The organism is Pseudomonas sp. H1_D04 (genome assembly GCF_054683855.1).
In genome coordinates, this window is sequence record NZ_CP162826.1 from 4,913,129 (window position 1) to 4,929,776 (window position 16,648).

Below are 16,648 nucleotides of genomic sequence, written 5' to 3' on the forward strand. Positions count from 1 at the left end.
CTGATGTGGTAGGGCTCAGGGTTTGGCCATCACCGCGATAAACAACGGCGATTCCAGAAAGCGTTGCAGCCAGGCCTGAAGCCGGTGATACGGCGTCCCCGCAAACCATTCCCGATCCACATGGGCAAACTGGCGCACAAACGGCGCCAGTGCCACATCGGCAAGGCTTAGGTGATCGGCCAGCAAGTAATCTCGCTGCGCCAGCAATCCTTCCAGCTTTTGCAAGAACACCTCACCCTCGGCCCGATAATGTTCCATCGGCTGCTCGGGGTAGCGTTCGGGGTACTTGTATCGATTCAAGTGCTGTTTGAACCCCAGATCATTCTCGGCGATCAGTGCCAGCGTGGCCGGGTTGCCCTGTAGCAACCAATCGTCAGGATCATGCTGCGCCAGGGCCCATTGCATGATCGCCAGGCTCTCGTCGATGACCACGCCATCCACCACCAGCACCGGCACCGTACCCTTGGGCGAAAGCGCCAGCATCTCGGCCGGCTTGGCCTTGAGGCTCACCTCGACAATACGCATCGACACCCCCGAGTAGCGCAGCGCCAGACGAGCGCGCATGGCGTACGGGCAGCGCCGAAACGAATACAGCAACACTTCGCTCACTTGACCTCCAGCGTGCTCAAACCATTGCCCTGGCGCATGACCTGGATCTGCACCGGGATGCGCTCGTGCATTTCCTGTACGTGGGAAATCACCGCCACCTTGCGACCTTGGGCCTGCAAACCGTCCAGTGCATCCATCGCCAACTGCAATGACTCGGGGTCCAGGCTGCCGAAACCTTCGTCGATAAACAGCGACTCGATTTTCAACGTGCTCGACGCCATCGATGCCAGGCCCAGGGCCAATGCCAGCGACACCAGGAACGTCTCGCCGCCGGACAACGAGTGCACAGAGCGAAGTTCATCACCCATTTCCGTGTCCATCACCAGCAACCCCAACATGCTGCCGCCGCGCTTGAGGCGATAGCGGCGCACCAGTTGGCGCGATTGCACGTTGGCGTGATGCACCAGCAGGTCGAGGTTGTAAGCCTGTGCGAGCTTGCGGAATTTGTCGCCGCTGGCCGAGCCGATCAGCGATTCTAGACGTGCCCAACGCTGCCATTCCTCATAGGCGTTGGCGGTGGTCAGCGCCAGCGCCGCGTTGGCTTCTTGGCGCCGCTGGTCTTCGGACTGGCGCGCGCGTAATTCAGCGACCTGTTTTTCGCCCTCGGCCAATTGCTGGTTGAGGGCGGCGAGGGTGCTGTCCAGTTGTTCGGCGTCGAGGTTGCCGTTGTGCAGGGCCTGGTGCTCGGCAAGGCGTTGTTCGCGCTCCAGCAGCAACACCTTGGCTTGTTCGACGGCCTTTTCGCTGGCCTGCAGATGCTGGCGCAGGGCGTTGACCTGAGCGTCGTCGAAGGCCAGCAGGCGGGTGAGGCCAGTGTCGTCGAGTTCCGGGTGCTGGGCACGCCACTCAGCCAGGCGCGTATCAAGGGCCTGTTGCTCGGCTTGCAGTGCTTGCGCACGCTCCTGTTGAGCCTTGAGATCGGCCGCCAGTTGGATCAGTTCGTTGTGCAGGACCTGCAACTGTTGGTTGGCGTCGGTTTCGCTCTGGCGCGATTGCACCACGGCCTGTTCCAGTTGCTGCTGCCACTGTTCGGCGCTGGCGTACTCGCCCAGCAAGGTGCCGAGAGTTTCCTGGGCGGCCTGTTGTTGCGCTGCCAACTCGCTGACTTGTTGGTTCAATGTCTCGAGCTGCGCCAGACGATGTTGCTGATGGGTGTGCTCTTTCTCGATGGCCTGCTGGCGTTCCTGCTGCTCGACCAGCTCATCGCGTTGTTGGCCCAGTTGTTCAAGGCGCTGACTGACCTGCTGGTCGAGCAGCATAAAGGTCGCGGCCGGTTCGCTGCGCAAGCCTTCAAGGGTCTCGGCCGGCAAGAGGCTGGCGAAGGCGTGTAGTTCTTCTTCAAGACGCTCGCGGTCGTTGGACAGTTCGCGCTGCTGATCCAGCATCAATTGGCGGGCCTGCTGGCTCGCATCCTGAGCGATCTGCAGTTGCTGCTGCAGGCGTCCGGCATTTTGTTGCAGGTTGAGCAGGGCGCTCTGGCGTTGCTCGTCCTGGGTGGTGCGTTCGGTCAGTTGGCTCAGTTGCTGGGTCAACCAACTGCTTCGCTGGGCCACGTCCTGGTTGAACAGCGAGGCGGACAATGGGTGCGCCTCAAGGCTGGGTGTGAGGCCCTGCTGCTGGTTTGCCAACTGCTCCTGCTGGTGCAGGAATTCCTTTTGCTGGGCGATCAAACCGCCCACTTCACCACGCAGTTCGTTGAGTTTTTCCTTGAGGGTATCGACGGTTTTCTGCGCGTTGGCCTCTTCGTTTTCATCATGGCGGCCGAGACTGTGCAGCAACGCTTCGGGCTGATGATACGGGTGCTCATGGCTGCCGCACACCGGGCACGGCTGGTCATCCTGCAACTGTGCGCGCAGTTCCTCGACGCTGGCACTGCGCGCCAGGCGCTGGCGTTCCAGCAGGTGTTTGGTCACCGTCAGGGTCTGTTCGGCAACGGCCAGTTCGGCCTTGGTTTGCAGGCCTGTCTGGTTCAACTGCTCCCGTTTCTGCGCGGCATCGGCGAGCTTTTGCGTGAGCGCAGCCGCTTGCTGGTCCAACTGCTGCTGGCTGTCCCACAGGCGTATCAGGTCTTCGAAGGCACGTTGTTGTTTGCGGTTGTCGTGCAACAGACTGGCCAGCAACTGCACCTGTTCGGCCACGGCGTGGGGTTCGGCGCCGGCTTCTTGATAGAGCAGGTCGAGGGCTTCGCGTTGCTGGGAAAATTTCTCTGCGGCCGTGGTGGCGCGCTGTTCCAGTTGAGGCAGTTCGGCCTGGCCTTTTTTCAGGCGGTTGCCGATCAGCATCAGCTGTTGCAGGCGGTCACGGTAGGCGTTCCAGGCATCGCTCAGAGGGGCGAGTGCGGCATTGCGCTCAAGCTCGGCCGACAAGCGTTGCAGCCGCTCGGCGACGTGGGTGTGTTTGTCTTGCAGGCCCTTGAGCAGGGCGTGGCCTTCGGTGCAGGCGTGTTCCTGCTGCTGTTTTTCCTCGGCGCGCTTGCTCAAATCCCGAGTCAAGTGAGCCAGGGTGCTTTGTGCTTCAAAGGCCTGGCGCAATAGCGGGACGGCGTCTGCCTGGTTTTTCAAGGCCTGGGCCAGGGCCGTTTGCGCGTTCGATTGTTGCTGTTGGGCTTGTTGCTGACGGCTATGCAGGGCGTTTTGCTGCTCGATATGCTGCTGAATCTGCACGGCCAATGGCTGAAGCAACGTGTCGAGTTCACTCAAGCGTGCGAAATGATGGCGCTGCGGTGCCAATTGCTCCAGGCGATTGAGGTCCTGGCGCTCTGAGCCCTGGTTAGCCCAATCTGTCTCTGCGCGTTGCAACTGCTCGGTGGCAGCGCGTTGGCGATCCTGCCACTCACGCAACTCCTTAAGCCAAGTGTGCTGCAACTCCAGTTGCTTGAGCTGGGCCTGCTGGGCCTTGAGGTGTTGCTGGGCGTCGGTCAGTTGCTGATCCAGTTCGGCGCGCGCTTCAGCGGCCAGGGGCACTACGCCGGTGGCCTGGTCCTGCAACTGTTTGTGCGCGTCCTTGGCCTCCTTGGCCTTTTCGAAGGCGCGACGGCCGAGTTGGGTGTACAACGCGGTATCGGTGAGCTTTTCCAGCAGTTCGCTGCGCTCGTTGTCGTTGGCCTTGAGAAACGCGCTGAACTCACTTTGCGCCAGCAGCACGGCGCGGGTGAACTGCTCGAAATTCAGGCCCAGGGCCAGTTCCAGCTGGGTCTTGTATTCGGTCTTCTGGCTGGCCAGCAGTTGGTCGCTGTCCAGGTCAATCAGGCTTTGACGGCTGTTTTGCAGTTTGCCACTGGCTTTGTCGCGGGCACGATTGGCTTCCCAGCGCGCGCGATAGCGACGGCCGCTGACACCGACAAAATCCACTTCGGCATAACCGCCGCCGGTGCCGCGACGGATCAGGGTGCGCGGGTCGCCGATGGAAATATCGCTGTCGGCATCCGGCATTTTCGCCTGGCCGGTATCGCCCAGCCGTGGCACGGCGCCGAATAGCGCCAGGCACAGCGCATCGAGCAGGGTACTTTTACCGGCGCCGGTAGGCCCGGTGATTGCGAACAAGCCCGCGCTGGCCAGGGGCTCGGCGGTAAGGTCGATCTCGAATGGGCCGGCCAGGGAGGCGAGGTTCTTCAGGCGGATGGCGAGAATTTTCATGGCTGTTCCTCCTGCTGTTGCACTTCCTGGAGCAGCACGGCGAAGTCCTTTAAGGTCTGCTCATCCACGTCGCTGCCGTAGCTGTCCTGCCAGGCGCGGCTGAACAGCTCTTGCGGCGTGAGTTGGTCGAGTTCGATCAAGCGTTCTTCGTCAGTGGCATCGCTGCCGCGTTTGCCTGCGTATTCAGCGGCGATGCGCACCAGGCGCACGGCCTTGCCTTGCAGGGCGCTTTCGATTTGCTGGCGCAGGTCAGGCTGCGGCTCGTCAAGGCGCACACGTACTTCGAGCCAGGGGTGGCGCTGGGTTTCGGCGAGCAGGTCGACATCGGGCAAGTCCGCCAAGGCTTTGAGGATGTCGGCCAAGGGCGCGGCCTCCAGCCGTTGCAGGTTGACCGAGCGCGGGATCAGGAGCGGTTCAACGCTGACCAGTCGTTCGCCCTGGAACGTCACGTCGAGAATCTGGTGTTTGTAGCCGATCTCGGAAAACGACAGCGGGATCGGCGAGCCACTGTAGCGAATGCGTTCTTCGCCGTTCACCTTTTGCGGCTTGTGCAAGTGGCCGAGGGCAACATAGCCGACACTTTTGTCGAACAGGTTGGCGGGCAGCGCCTCGGCATTGCCGATGATCAGGCTGCGCTCGGAGTCTTCCGACACTGAACCACCGGCCATATGGGCGTGGCTGATGGCAATCAGCGCCTGGCCTCTTTTGCGTTTGGCGTTGGCGGCGGCGATCAACCATTCATGTACCTGGCCGATACCGCGCAGGTAGTCGTCACCCAGGTGCGCGCCGGTCACTTCCGCCGGGCGCAAGAAGGGCAATGCCAGGCACCACGCGGCGATCTTGCCTTTGGCATCCGGCAGTGGAATCAGCAGGCGTTCGGCGTCCAATTGGCCGTCATCGAGCCACAGCACGCGCCCGAGGGCATGGGCGCGCAAACGGCGCATCAACGGTGCAGGCAACTCGATGCGCGAACCGGAATCGTGGTTGCCGGCGATCATCACAATGGTCAGCTTGGGGTTTTGCTCGTGGGCGCTGATGATGAAGTCATACAGCCGCTCCTGTGCCTTGAGCGGCGGGTTGACCGTGTCGAAGATATCGCCGGCGATCAGCAGCACATCGGGATGTTGGGCGCCGATCTGGCGCAGCAGCCATTCCAGGAAACAAGCGTGTTCGTAGTCGCGTTCCTGGCCGTGGAGGTTTTGGCCAAGGTGCCAGTCGGAGGTGTGGAACAAACGCAAGGCGAACTCCGTGAAAAAAATACAAAAGTGAATGGCCGCCGTATACAGAGAATGGCGGTGAAAAGGAGGGGAGTTTACCTTACAGAGCAGTGAACCTACTCAGCCAACGACGCAACTTTGTCGACTGAGTGAGGTGTCTGGCGGGGGCGGGCAGCTTGCTGGCTGGCTTACGCCGGAGTGAAGGGGGAAAACGGCAAACTTTCATTCAGGACATCCTTGCCTGTTCGCGTTCCTACAATGTATTGCGCGGGAATCGCCGTCAGGAAGGTGGCCTCCCGGGTATGTACCGGATGACAAAGCGCGATAATCGTTGCCGTCTCATAGGTGTTGCCGTTGTGAATGATGCAGTATTTGCGGGTGGTTCCGACGTTCGACAACGGTATCTGTCGTTCTCGATCGCCTTTGTTGGTCAGTTCCCACGCCATGAGCTCACGGTCGGGGATTGAAATCTTGTAGAAATAGCTTTTCGCGAATGCGCCCTCCTGCGTTTGAGCGGTGGCCACCAGCCCGCCAGGGGTTTGTTCGCGCCACGTCATGCCCACGTCATGGCATGAAAGGCGCATATTTCCTTTCATGAATTGTTGAGCGAGATATAGACGTGCCTGGTTGCCGTTCATGGTGGGGATAGGCGGTTTTGCGGTGAACCCTTGTTTACGAATCACGCTGTCCGCTGGGTTGCGGTCGTCACCTCGGTAAAAGTCCATCCAATAAATCCTCTGATTTCAAGCGTACGGCAGGTATTGCCGACCGCTGCAGAAGTTTGACTGGCGGGGAGGTATTTGCTGAATCGGACTAATCTGCTGGTTCAGAAAGCGTCAACTCCCGTGTAGGAAATTGACTGGCGTGTGGGCTCTCAATCGCGAGTTTTTTTTGCTGGGCAATGGCCTACTTGGGATAGAGCGGCGGCAGGCTGGTGGTGTCGGTCGTTGAGTCCAGCTCGCGTTCGGCGATTGGGATGGCTTTTATCGCGCGCCATAGGTCTTCGCCCAGCCAGTATTGGCCGCTCTCGCTGTACAGCGCGCCGTTGAGTCCATCCAACGCATCCGACAACGGCACAAACCGCGCCGCCATGTCGGCCAGGGTTTCCGGCTGTTGGCGGGCCCAGGCGTCGAGCGCCTGGCGGGTGGCCTGGGGGTCGTTGGCCTGGGTCGCGCGTTTGAGGTCGTCGAGCAAGGTGCGCGGGCTCGGGCCGGTTTGTGCAGCGCGCAGTACCGCCGGTTGCCTGCGCGCACGCCACCACAGGCCGAAGCCCAGCAGCGTGGTGCAGGCTAGGATCAGCGTACTCAGTTGCCACAGCCACAAACGGCTGTCGTCCGGCGCGGTGATGATGGTCGGCGTGGCGGGGGTGTCCACCACCAGGCTGGGGTTGTTGGCCACTTGCAGCGTGCGGGCGGGCAGGCTGGTGCGTTCGAGGTGGTCTTCGTGGGTGTTCCACCACACCACTTCCACGGACGGCAGTTCCAGCGGGCCAACACGGTTGGGCACCAGGGCTTCGCGGTCTTCGCGGCTGCCGATCAGGCCACGGTCGCTGGTCTGGTTGCCGAGCACCGGTTGGTCGGGATAGCGGCGCAGGCCATTGATGTCGGTGCTGGGCAAGGCTGGCAGTTGGGCACTGGACAGGCCCTCGGCCTTGACCGTGAGGCTGCGGGTCAAGGAGTCGCCGACTTGCACATGTTCAGGTTCTGGGTTCCAGGCCTCGGTCAGCGTCAGGCTGCGCGCCGGCAACCAGGGCGTGTCGGCGGGATACAACTCGGGCTTGGGTTTGACCTGCAACGTCAGCGGCGCCGAGCTCACGTGGATCAGCTTGCCGGGCTTGGTGCCCTGAAGGGTGTTTTCCTGAGGCGGGCGCGATTCCACCAGCGTGGCGCTGAAGGTCTGCGTCGGCAGTTCCAGGGCGCCGCTGTGCTGTGGGTAGATCGCATAGCGGGTTTCGATCACGCCATGGCGGATGCTGTTGATGACTTTTTCGTACGTGCGCGACTCGCCCAGTTGCTCCACGCGGGCATCCGGAATCTGCAACGGCGTGAGGCTGCTGTCGTCATACAGCGACACCGAGTGGTAAACACGCACGGTCAGCAGCGCCTGGGCCTGCACGTACACGCTGGTCTGGTCGAGGTTGGCTTCGATAAAGACGGGTGCCAATTCGGCATTGCTGTTCTGGCTGGCGGTTTCCACCACTTGCAGGCTGATGGGTTGGGTCGTGTAGTCGCCCACTTGCAAGGGGGGATCACCACCGTGCCGTTTTCCTTGGGCAGCAGGGTAATGATCCAGCGCGTGGTGGCGTGGTTATCGCCGCCCAGGGTGGTGAGCTGGTTGAGCTGGCGGGTGCCGCTGACTTCAAACTGCGCTTCCAGGGGCGAAAGGTCGGGCTTGCCGAATTGGGTGACGTCACTCGATTCCACCGTCAGTTCCACCGTTTCCCCGGAATTGAGGCGGCTGCGGTCGACGCTGGCGACCAGGTTCGCCGCCTGGGCGTGGCCTGCCGTCAACGCGAGCAGAAGCAGAAGGGTGGTGCGGCGGCTCATCGAGTCTTGTCCTGATGTTGTTGCTGTTCGTACCAGAATTTGCGTCGCAGCAGTTCGCCGGGGTTGTCCGGGATCTCCTGCAGCCATTGTTCCAGGGCTTGGCGACGTTCACCGTCGAGGCTTGCGTCGTTAGGGCGCAGCGGCGGGGTGGTGGTTTGCTCGTCGCCCAGTTCGCTGCCCGGCACTTCGTTGCCGCCGGTTTGCGGTGTGGCGCCAGTCTGGGTATCACCGGTGCCTGCTTCGCCTTGGCCCTGGGACGACTGCTCGCCGCCAGTGGCATTCTGCCCGCTGGCGCCCGGTTGCGCAGTTTGGCCGGGTTGGGTGGATTCGTCATCCTCGTTTTTTGCCGGCTGTTCTGGCTCGGGCTTTGCCTGTTCCTGCATCAGGGATTCCACCAGAGCCTTGTTTTTCAGGGCCGGTTGCAGGTCAGGTTGGGCTTCCAGGGCTTGTTCGTAGGCGTCGATAGCCGCTTCCAGTTCGCCGGATTTGGCCAGCGCGTTACCGCGATTGTAGTGAGCGTAGGCGTCATTGCCTTCGGCAAACCGCTTGATGGCTTCGGCATAGTTGCCAGCTTCGTACAGGGCAACGCCTTGCCATTGCACGTCCTGAAAGTGTTCGGCGGCTTCGGCGGGGCGTTTTTTCTTCAGCAGGTATTGGCCTTGCTGGTCGGGACGCAGCCACAAATCCTGGAGTTCAAAGGCGTAGCTCGGCTGCGGCGCTGCCATTAGCAGCAAGGGCAGGCAGAACAACCAGCCACGGCGCCCGGCGCAAGCGGCGAGCAGCAGCAACGGGAGGAGCAGCCAGTAACCCTGGTCGGCCCAGGTGTCGAGGTGCAGCAACTGGCCGTCATTGCGCAGGGCTTGCGGCGGGTCGAGTACGCCGAGCTGGCGCAGGTCTTTATCGTCGAGGCGTGCGGCACGGTAACGCCCGCCCATTTCACTGGCGAAGGCTTTGAGCGTGGGGCTGTCGAGGCGTGGTACCAGAATCGCACCGTGTTCGTCCTTGAGAAATTCGCCGCTTTCCTGGGTGACCGGCGTGCCTTCGCGGCTGCCGATGCCGAGGATCGACAGGGGTGGCGACTGGTTACTTTGCAGCAGCAGGCGAATGCCTTGGCGCTCCTGCTTGGACAGGGATGAACCGATCAGCAGCAGGCGCCCTTGGCCGAGACCGCTGTGCTTGAGCAGGTCGAGGGCTTTCTGTACTGCCAGGTCGGCGCGGTGACCGGGTTCGGGCATGATCGAGGGGCGCAACGCTTCGAGCAGGTTGCGGCTTGTGCCCAGATCGTCCGAGAGTGGCACCAGGGTGTGTGCGCTGCCGGCATACACAACGATGGCGGTTTGCGCGTCGGTGCGCGCTTGCAACAAGTCATACAGCTTGCGGCGTGCCTGTTCCAGGCGGTTGGGCGGGCTGTCGGTGGCGAGCATTTCCGGGGTCAGTTCCAGCAGTACCACCAACGGGTCGGACGGCTTCTGACTGGTCTGTTCAACCCGTTGCCAACTCGGGCCAAGCAATGCCAGCACGGCCAACAGCCAGGCGATACCGAGCACCACCCACGGCGATTTACTTTCGCGGCCGTTGCCACCGCTGAGTAGCACGGCGTGGAAGGCCGGCGGCAGGATCATCTGCCAGCGCCCGGCGCGTTTTTGGCGGTGCCACAGTTGCCACAGCAACCAGCCGAGCAACGGCAACAGCAACAGCCACCAGGGGCGGAACCAGTGCGGCCAGAGGTCGATCATCGACGCCTCCGCAAACGCAGGCGTTTAAGGCGCTGGCGCCATTCAGGGCTTTGTTGCAGGAAGATCCCCTTGCTCGACAATTTGCTGAACCAGCGTTGCATGGCGTTGTTCGGCCAGCGTTCCTGGATCACCAGCAACATGCTCAGGAGCAGCGCCAGGGCCAGCGGGCCGCTGTACAACGCCAGCGCCGGGCGCGCTTGGGTTGGTTGCTGTTCGACGGGCTCCAGTTGGTCGAGGGTTTCCTTGATGGTTTGCAGTTCTTCGCCGTCGCGGGCACGAAAGTATTGCCCGCCGGTGGCGTTGGCAATGGCCTTGAGCGCCGGTTCGTCGAGGTCCAGGCTTGGGTTGACGCCGAGAATGCCCAGGGATCCGGTTTGCTCAGGGTCAGCGCCGATACCGATCGGGTAGATCTTCACGCCTTCTTCGGCAGCCAGGCGCGCGGCGGTCAGTGGATCGATTTGACCCGCGTTGTTGGCGCCGTCCGTGATCAGAATCAGCACACGGCTTTGCGCCGGGCGCTGGCGCAGGCGCTTGAGGGCCAGGCCAATGGCATCGCCAATGGCGGTATTTTTGCCGGCGATGCCGATGCGCGCTTCATCCAGCCAGGTGCGCACGGTGCGGCGGTCAAACGTCAGCGGCGCTTGCAGGTAGGCTTGGCTGCCGAACAGGATCAGGCCGACACGGTCGCCGTCGCGATGCTCAAGGAAGTCACCGAGGAGGTTCTTGACCAGGGTTAAGCGGCTCACGTCCTCGTCCCGCCAATGCATATCGGGGAAATCCATGGAGCCGGACACGTCGACCGCCACCAGCAGGTCGCGACCACTGGCGGCAATCGGCAGTGGTTCGCCGAGCCACTCAGGACGTGCGGCGGCGGTCAACAGCAGCAGCCACAGCACCACAAAAGGGGCTTGTTGGCGCCAGCCCGGCAAGTTGACGCGGGCGCGGCGCTTGGCCAGCCCTTCGAGATCACTGAGGTAGCTGACTTTCAGTGCCGGCTCGCCGCTGTCGGCCACAGGCAGGATAAGCCGCATCAACCAAGGCAACGGCAACAGGACGAAGATCCACGGCCACGCGAACTCAAACATGTTTGCGAATCCAGGTGTCGACGGCTTGGGTCAGGCCGGCGATGGCCTTGTCGTCGAGTTTGCATTCGGGTTTATAGGCGCCTTCCACCAGTACCATCCAGCGGGTGAGGCCGGCAGCCGGGCAGCGGTTGTCGAGGAACGCCAGCCATTTGCGCCCATTGAGGGTGTGGCTCTGGCTGTAAGGGTAGTCGTTGCGGCACAGGCGCTTGAGCAGGCCATTGAGTTGTTGCAGCCAGGCACCGGCGGGCGCGCCGTCATAGGGTTTGGGCATGAGGGCCAGTTCTGCCAGTGCGGCGATGCGCAGCGGGTCCAAGGGTTGTTCGGCGCGTGCCACTGGGCGTCGCGCAGGGAGGAAGCGGCGCAAGGACCAAAGCCCCCAACCCAGCAACGGGATCACCAGCAGCAACAGCCACCAACCCGGTGCAGGCGGCCAGAAGCCGATGCTTGGCGGGGCGATCAGCGGTTGCAGTTGGTCAAGGCTGCTCATTGTTTTTTGGCCGGGCGTTGCGGGTTGAGGTATTCGCGCAGTTGCTCGACCATTTCGCTCTGGGTGCTCAAGGGCATCAGCAGTATTCGCAGTTTTTGAGCGAGCAGTTCCCAACGGGCGATGCGTGCTTCAGCTTGGGCCTTGTAGGCCTGGCGCAAGTCGTAATTCAGCGTGTCCAGTTCCAGTTGCGCCCCTCTTTGCGCAAAACGCAGCAGCCCCGCGGCGGGCAGGGCGTGGTCCAGCGGGTCGGAAATCGGCAACAGCAGCAGGTCGCAATGGCGTGACAGTAGGCTCAACTGTTGCTCGGCGCCCTCAGTGAGGGCGCGTTCATCGCAGATCACAATCACCAGGCTGCCAGGGCGCAGCACTTCGCGGCCACGGCGCAGGGCCATGCCCAAGGCATCGGCTTCGGGGCGGCTTTCGGTGTCCAGGCTCTGGTTGACGCGCACTAGGCGGTTAAGCAGTTGCAATAGGCTTTGTTTGCTGCGCCGGGGTTTGATTTCGTAGTGCTCATTGTCTCCAAACACTAGCCCGCCGACCCGGTCGTTATGCCCCAGCGCGGCCCAGCCGATCAGGCTCGCCGCCTGGGCCGCGAGCACGGATTTGAACATCTGGCCCGAGCCGAAAAACAGCCGGCAGCTTTGCTCGACCATGATAAAAATCGGTCGCTCGCGCTCTTCGTGGAACAGTTTGGTGTGTGGTTCCTGGGTGCGGGCAGTCACGCGCCAATCGATGGTGCGCACATCGTCGCCAGCCTGGTATACGCGCACCTGGTCGAAGTCGACTCCGCGCCCGCGCAGTTTGGAGTGATGCAAGCCGATCAGCGGGCTGCGCTGGCTCGGCGTGGAAAACAGCTGCACTTCGCGCACGCGGTGGCGCATCTCAATCAACTCGCTGAGCGTGACGCGGATTCCATCGCTGGCATTCATCGAGTTCAAGCGACGGCAACGACGTCGAGGATGCGTTGCACCACACGGTCCTGGTCGATGCCAGCCGCTTCGGCCTCGAACGACAGGATGATGCGATGGCGCAGTACGTCGAACAACACCGCCTGGATATCTTCCGGGCTCACGAAGTCCCGTCCGGCCAGCCAGGCATGGGCGCGGGCGCAGCGGTCGAGGGCGATGGAACCGCGGGGGCTGGCGCCGTAGGCGATCCACTCGGCCATCTCTGGGTCGAACTTGGCCGGGGTGCGTGTGGCCATGACCAATTGCACCAGGTATTCCTCCACCGCATCGGCCATGTATAGGCCGAGTATTTCTTTGCGCGCGGCAAAAATCGCCTGCTGGCTGACGCGGCGTTCGGGCTTGGTTTCACCATTGAGGGCTTCGCCACGGGCTTGTTGCAGGATGCGCCGCTCCACGGCGGCGTCCGGGAAGCCGATCTTGACGTGCATCAGGAAACGATCGAGCTGGGCTTCGGGCAGCGGGTAGGTGCCTTCCTGCTCGATGGGGTTTTGCGTGGCCATCACCAAAAACAGCGGCGACAGCTCGTAGGTGCTGCGTCCTACGCTGACTTGGCGCTCAGCCATGGCTTCGAGCAAAGCCGATTGCACTTTGGCCGGGGCCCGGTTGATTTCGTCGGCCAGGACCAGATTGTGGAAGATAGGCCCTTGCTGGAATACGAAGCTACCGGTTTCCGGGCGATAGATCTCGGTGCCGGTGATGTCGGCGGGCAGCAGGTCTGGGGTGAACTGGATACGATGGAACTGCGCTTCGATGCCTTCGGCCAGCTCTTTGATGGCCTTGGTCTTGGCCAAGCCTGGCGCGCCTTCGACCAGCATATGGCCGTCGGCGAGCAGGGCGATCAGCAGGCGATCAATGAGTTTTTCCTGGCCGAGAATCTGCGTAGAAAGAAAGGTTCGCAGCGCGAGCAGCGCTTCACGATGTTCCATCGATGACGGTTCCTGGAGAGATGAGCCTCTACGTCATGCAGCAAACGTCGGGCTGGGGCGACTACTTTAATGCATGGCGGGGGGTGGCGACTAACGGCGCGCGGGGTATTTTCAGGAAAACTTGTAGGAATTTTGTTTAGGAAGCAGGAATGGGGTGAGCGGGCTTGTCCGCTCACCCCGGATGCTTCAAGGGCATGGCACCCCGATTTTCCATTCTTTGCCCCATTGTGCGGAGTAAAGGTCTGGCGGCTTGTTCTGGCTATAGAAGTTATGTTCGTAGACCTTGTCTTTGTACAAGACTTTCTCCCAGGCGGTCTGGTAGGTCTTGGTCGGCGACCACGCCGGGGTGTTTCTGCAGTCATCGGAGTCCGATGCTGCTTTGACGGTGATCGGCCGGTCCAGCCTTAGCGTACCTCCGCGCCCGTCACTGACCGCCACGCTGATGGTCGCGCGGGTGTCGCTGCTGACCGGGCGGGCCGTCACGCTGATGGTGCGGGTATTGAGGGCGGTGGCGGTGAGGACGGTTGGGAGCGTCCAAGCGTACGTCATGGGGTCGCCATCCGGGTCGCTGGTGTTGGCGGTGAAATTCGCGGTTTTGCCCGATTCGACCGTCTCATCGCCCAGCAGGCTGCCCACCGGCGGCCGGTTGACGGGGGCGCTGGCGTTCACTTTGACAGTGTGGCTGGCACTGGCGCTGGCGCCGCGTGCGTCGGTGACGGTCAATGTGATGCTGCGCGTACCGTCCGTGTTTGGCGCGACGAGCGTAGCGGTCGGCTGCGTCGACGTTGACGGGGTAAAGCCCGATGCGGTCCATGCATAGCGCAGGTCCCGGCCGGTGGACGAAACGCCCGACACTTGCAGCTGCTTGCCGGCTTCAACCGTGGATGGCGCGGTGATCCTGGCGACAACGGGTGATTCGCCACCACAGGTGCCCAGGCGACGCCAGGGTTTGGCGGCGCCGGTTTCAACAAAATTCAGGTCCGGGCGTGCGCCCTGGGACCAGTGCGCGACCTGATAGTTGTAACCGCTGTAGGAGACTTTTTCGCTGACATTGGAGTACGCCTTGGTGGCGACCCACGCGGCGACGCAGTCACCGACCGGTGGCGTTTCGGTGGCTTTGATCGTGAGGTTTTCGACCAGCGTGATGCTGCGTGTGCCATCGGACACCAGCACTGATATAGACGTGCGGGTGTCGACGGGCATCACGGGTGCCGCCAGTGCAATGGTCGGCCCCTCACCGGTCGCGGGCGTGAAACCCGTGGCAGTCCAGCGATACGTCAGCGGTTTGTTAGTGGGTGATTCGGCGTAGACCTGCCCGGTGAATGCCGCACCCGACTTAACCTCTTCGGGCAGGGCCAGGCGGCCGGTGGGCGGCTGGCCTGCGCCGTCGGCGAGCAGTTTCTTAATCGCTAAATCCAGGTCGGGCTGCACGCCGATCTCGGTGCGATTGCCGTTGGCCTGTGGGTAGCCGGTTTCGACGAGGATTCTGCGCAGTTCCTTGGGCGGGATGTTGCCCAGCCCGTTGGCTCGCGCCACGCCTTGTAACGACGCCATCACCCCGGCAATGATCGGGTTGGCTGACGAGGTGCCGCTGTACGTGTGGCTATAGCCGGTGGTGGGGTTGGAAGCACTCCACGTGGTCGTGGTCACGGAACCGCCCCAGCTGAACACGTCCACCCGGCTGCCGTATTGAGAGAAATACGACCTCAATCCGGTCTTCGGCTCGACGGCGCCGGCATAGACACTGCCGGAGTCGAATATGTTGCGATCGAACCAGCCGTTGAAGTAGGGGTGATCAAGATTGATGTTGCCGTTCGCCGCCGCCAATACCACGTGCAAACCTTTTTCCTCTGTCATGAAGGTGATGATGTCACGGACGGCCTTGCTGTACTCAAGGGGCATGAAGCAATCGGCTGCGCAGCCTACGCCGGGCAATGTCGCATATTTGAAGTGCACGCCTAACTGTACGACGTCGCCTGGACGGGAGCGCTCGGCCAGTTGCAGCAGTCGTGAGTCGCCATATTGGGTGTAGCCCAACTGCGTCTCGGGGACGATGCCGGTGGTTCCGAATCCATTTTCCCTGGAGGCGATGGTGCCGACGCTGGCCGTGTCATGGGCGCCAACGACGGCACCCTGGCTGATTTCCAGAAAAGGCTTAGGCAAGTCCAGATGGTTGTAGGACCAATGACTGATTTCCGAAGAAACTACTCGCATGTTTTCGCCCTTGCCGCCAGGAATTTTCCAGGCTTGCGTAGCATTTACACCGCCTATTCTGTAGGGCGCTAGCGCAGTCCTGTCATACAGATAGCCTTGGCGAGCAGTGTGGTCCGGAATGTCATTACGCAGGCTTTCCATCGCCGGCGTGCCGTTATCGTTTTCCATTCCATCGACCTGCGGCTCGAAGTCGACGTCTTCAATCGCCGGGTCCTGCTTGAGCTTCGCAGCCAGTGCCTGGGCCTGGTCAGGTGTCAGGTGCTGGGTGTCGATAATGTAATAGCGGTCCAGCCGATGCCGCTGCAAGGCCTGAAATCCCTCCAGCGTACGCGTCTTGGAAGGCGGCACCAGCGCCTTGATGTTGGGTACATGGGTCTGGAAGGTACTGGACGGGTCGTAGGTGTCCTGGAAATGCCTCGACGTCGAGCCATCGTCCTTGAGCAGCAGGACCAGATGTGAATAACCAGCGTTGGCAGGCGCTGCCGACAACGCCGAGGAAGCCGCGCCCAAAAGGACGATGGCGAGAAGCTTGCTGATGGATTTCATCGGAGCACCTGTGCAGTCACCGTGATTTCAATCAGCTAAGGCGCAAAACCGAAGGCGGGATACTGTTAGAAATAACAGTCACGACAAACGGTCAAGGCCCTCGATCTTGACTGCGCATGGGGTTGAAGGCCCCGGTTTCAGGCGCGAACGTAGGTGCCAGTGCCCTTGAGGATGTTCTGCAGGGTTGCTTCCACTTCTGCCATATCTGCCACTGCTGTGGCGTGGCTGATCTCCAATTTATCCTTGCCACCGAGGGCGTCGGCATCGCCGGCGGCCAGTTCCACGGTCAGGGTCGTGTCGCTCAGGGTGATTTTCAGGCCATCGAGGGTTGAAGGCCCGTAGTCCCAGGTGAGTTCCACTTCGTCTTCATCGGGGTAGCGGGTCAACATGAACATTTCGCCGTTCTTGCCGTGGCAGCAGAGCATGGCCATGTTGTCTTCTTCGTCGTCGCACGGTGTGGCCATCAGGGCGTCGGTTTTGATTTTCAGCATGGGGAATCCTGTCTGGGGGAGGGCATCGCGTGGGCAATTGTGCCATTGCCGCGAATTTTGTGCTTCTTCCTGTGTCAGACTCAGGGCATGACCTGGCATGGAGAATCAGTCATTTTCGACACTCACCCCCGAACAATCAGGCGGTTTTTTCACCCGAAATCACGGGTTGCCCAAGTTGCAACCGCGAG

At 61.8% G+C, this 16,648-nt stretch carries 11 protein-coding genes and 1 pseudogene; all 12 read right to left on the reverse strand.

The annotated features are described in order from the left end of the window. Positions 1–15: 15 nt before the first annotated feature. Positions 16–609: a glutathione S-transferase gene (locus tag AB4N82_RS22755; protein WP_122765407.1), complete on the reverse strand. Its 594-nt coding sequence runs from the start codon at positions 607–609 to the stop codon at positions 16–18. Then, positions 606–4,244: an AAA family ATPase gene (locus AB4N82_RS22760; RefSeq protein ID WP_460103127.1), complete on the reverse strand. Its 3,639-nt coding sequence runs from the start codon at positions 4,242–4,244 to the stop codon at positions 606–608. Before AB4N82_RS22760 ends, AB4N82_RS22755 begins: the two co-directional genes overlap by 4 nt. After that, positions 4,241–5,482: an exonuclease SbcCD subunit D C-terminal domain-containing protein gene (locus tag AB4N82_RS22765; protein ID WP_122765405.1), complete on the reverse strand. Its 1,242-nt coding sequence runs from the start codon at positions 5,480–5,482 to the stop codon at positions 4,241–4,243. The genes AB4N82_RS22760 and AB4N82_RS22765 overlap by 4 nt, the downstream gene beginning before the upstream one ends. A gap of 167 nt (positions 5,483–5,649) precedes the next feature. Further along, complete coding sequence (locus AB4N82_RS22770) at positions 5,650–6,186, reverse strand: hypothetical protein (RefSeq protein WP_032887214.1); 537 nt, start codon at positions 6,184–6,186, stop codon at positions 5,650–5,652. A 181-nt stretch (positions 6,187–6,367) separates the two neighbouring features. Continuing rightward, a pseudogene (locus tag AB4N82_RS22775) lies at positions 6,368–8,007 on the reverse strand (BatD family protein). Continuing rightward, entirely contained in the window at positions 8,004–9,743 is a 1,740-nt protein-coding gene (locus AB4N82_RS22780; RefSeq protein ID WP_032887211.1) for a tetratricopeptide repeat protein, read from the reverse strand. The pseudogene AB4N82_RS22775 and the gene AB4N82_RS22780 overlap by 4 nt, the downstream one beginning before the upstream one ends. Then, on the reverse strand, positions 9,740–10,828 hold the full coding sequence (locus tag AB4N82_RS22785) for a vWA domain-containing protein (RefSeq protein ID WP_122765403.1): 1,089 nt from the start codon (positions 10,826–10,828) through the stop codon (positions 9,740–9,742). Before AB4N82_RS22785 ends, AB4N82_RS22780 begins: the two co-directional genes overlap by 4 nt. Beyond that, positions 10,821–11,315, reverse strand: a complete 495-nt coding sequence (locus AB4N82_RS22790) for a DUF4381 domain-containing protein (RefSeq protein WP_032887208.1) — start codon at positions 11,313–11,315, stop codon at positions 10,821–10,823. Before AB4N82_RS22790 ends, AB4N82_RS22785 begins: the two co-directional genes overlap by 8 nt. Continuing rightward, a complete protein-coding gene (locus AB4N82_RS22795) occupies positions 11,312–12,244 on the reverse strand; it encodes a DUF58 domain-containing protein (protein ID WP_032887206.1) in 933 nt (310 codons plus the stop codon). The genes AB4N82_RS22790 and AB4N82_RS22795 overlap by 4 nt, the downstream gene beginning before the upstream one ends. 5 nt (positions 12,245–12,249) lie before the next feature. Continuing rightward, the gene (locus AB4N82_RS22800; protein ID WP_017739127.1) at positions 12,250–13,209 is read right to left on the reverse strand and encodes an AAA family ATPase; all 960 of its coding nucleotides are present in this window, start codon (positions 13,207–13,209) and stop codon (positions 12,250–12,252) included. Between the two features lie 186 nt (positions 13,210–13,395). Further along, a complete protein-coding gene (locus tag AB4N82_RS22805) occupies positions 13,396–15,969 on the reverse strand; it encodes a S8 family peptidase (protein WP_122765402.1) in 2,574 nt (857 codons plus the stop codon). A gap of 137 nt (positions 15,970–16,106) precedes the next feature. Continuing rightward, entirely contained in the window at positions 16,107–16,460 is a 354-nt protein-coding gene (locus tag AB4N82_RS22810) for a hypothetical protein (RefSeq protein ID WP_122765401.1), read from the reverse strand. Positions 16,461–16,648: the final 188 nt, after the last annotated feature.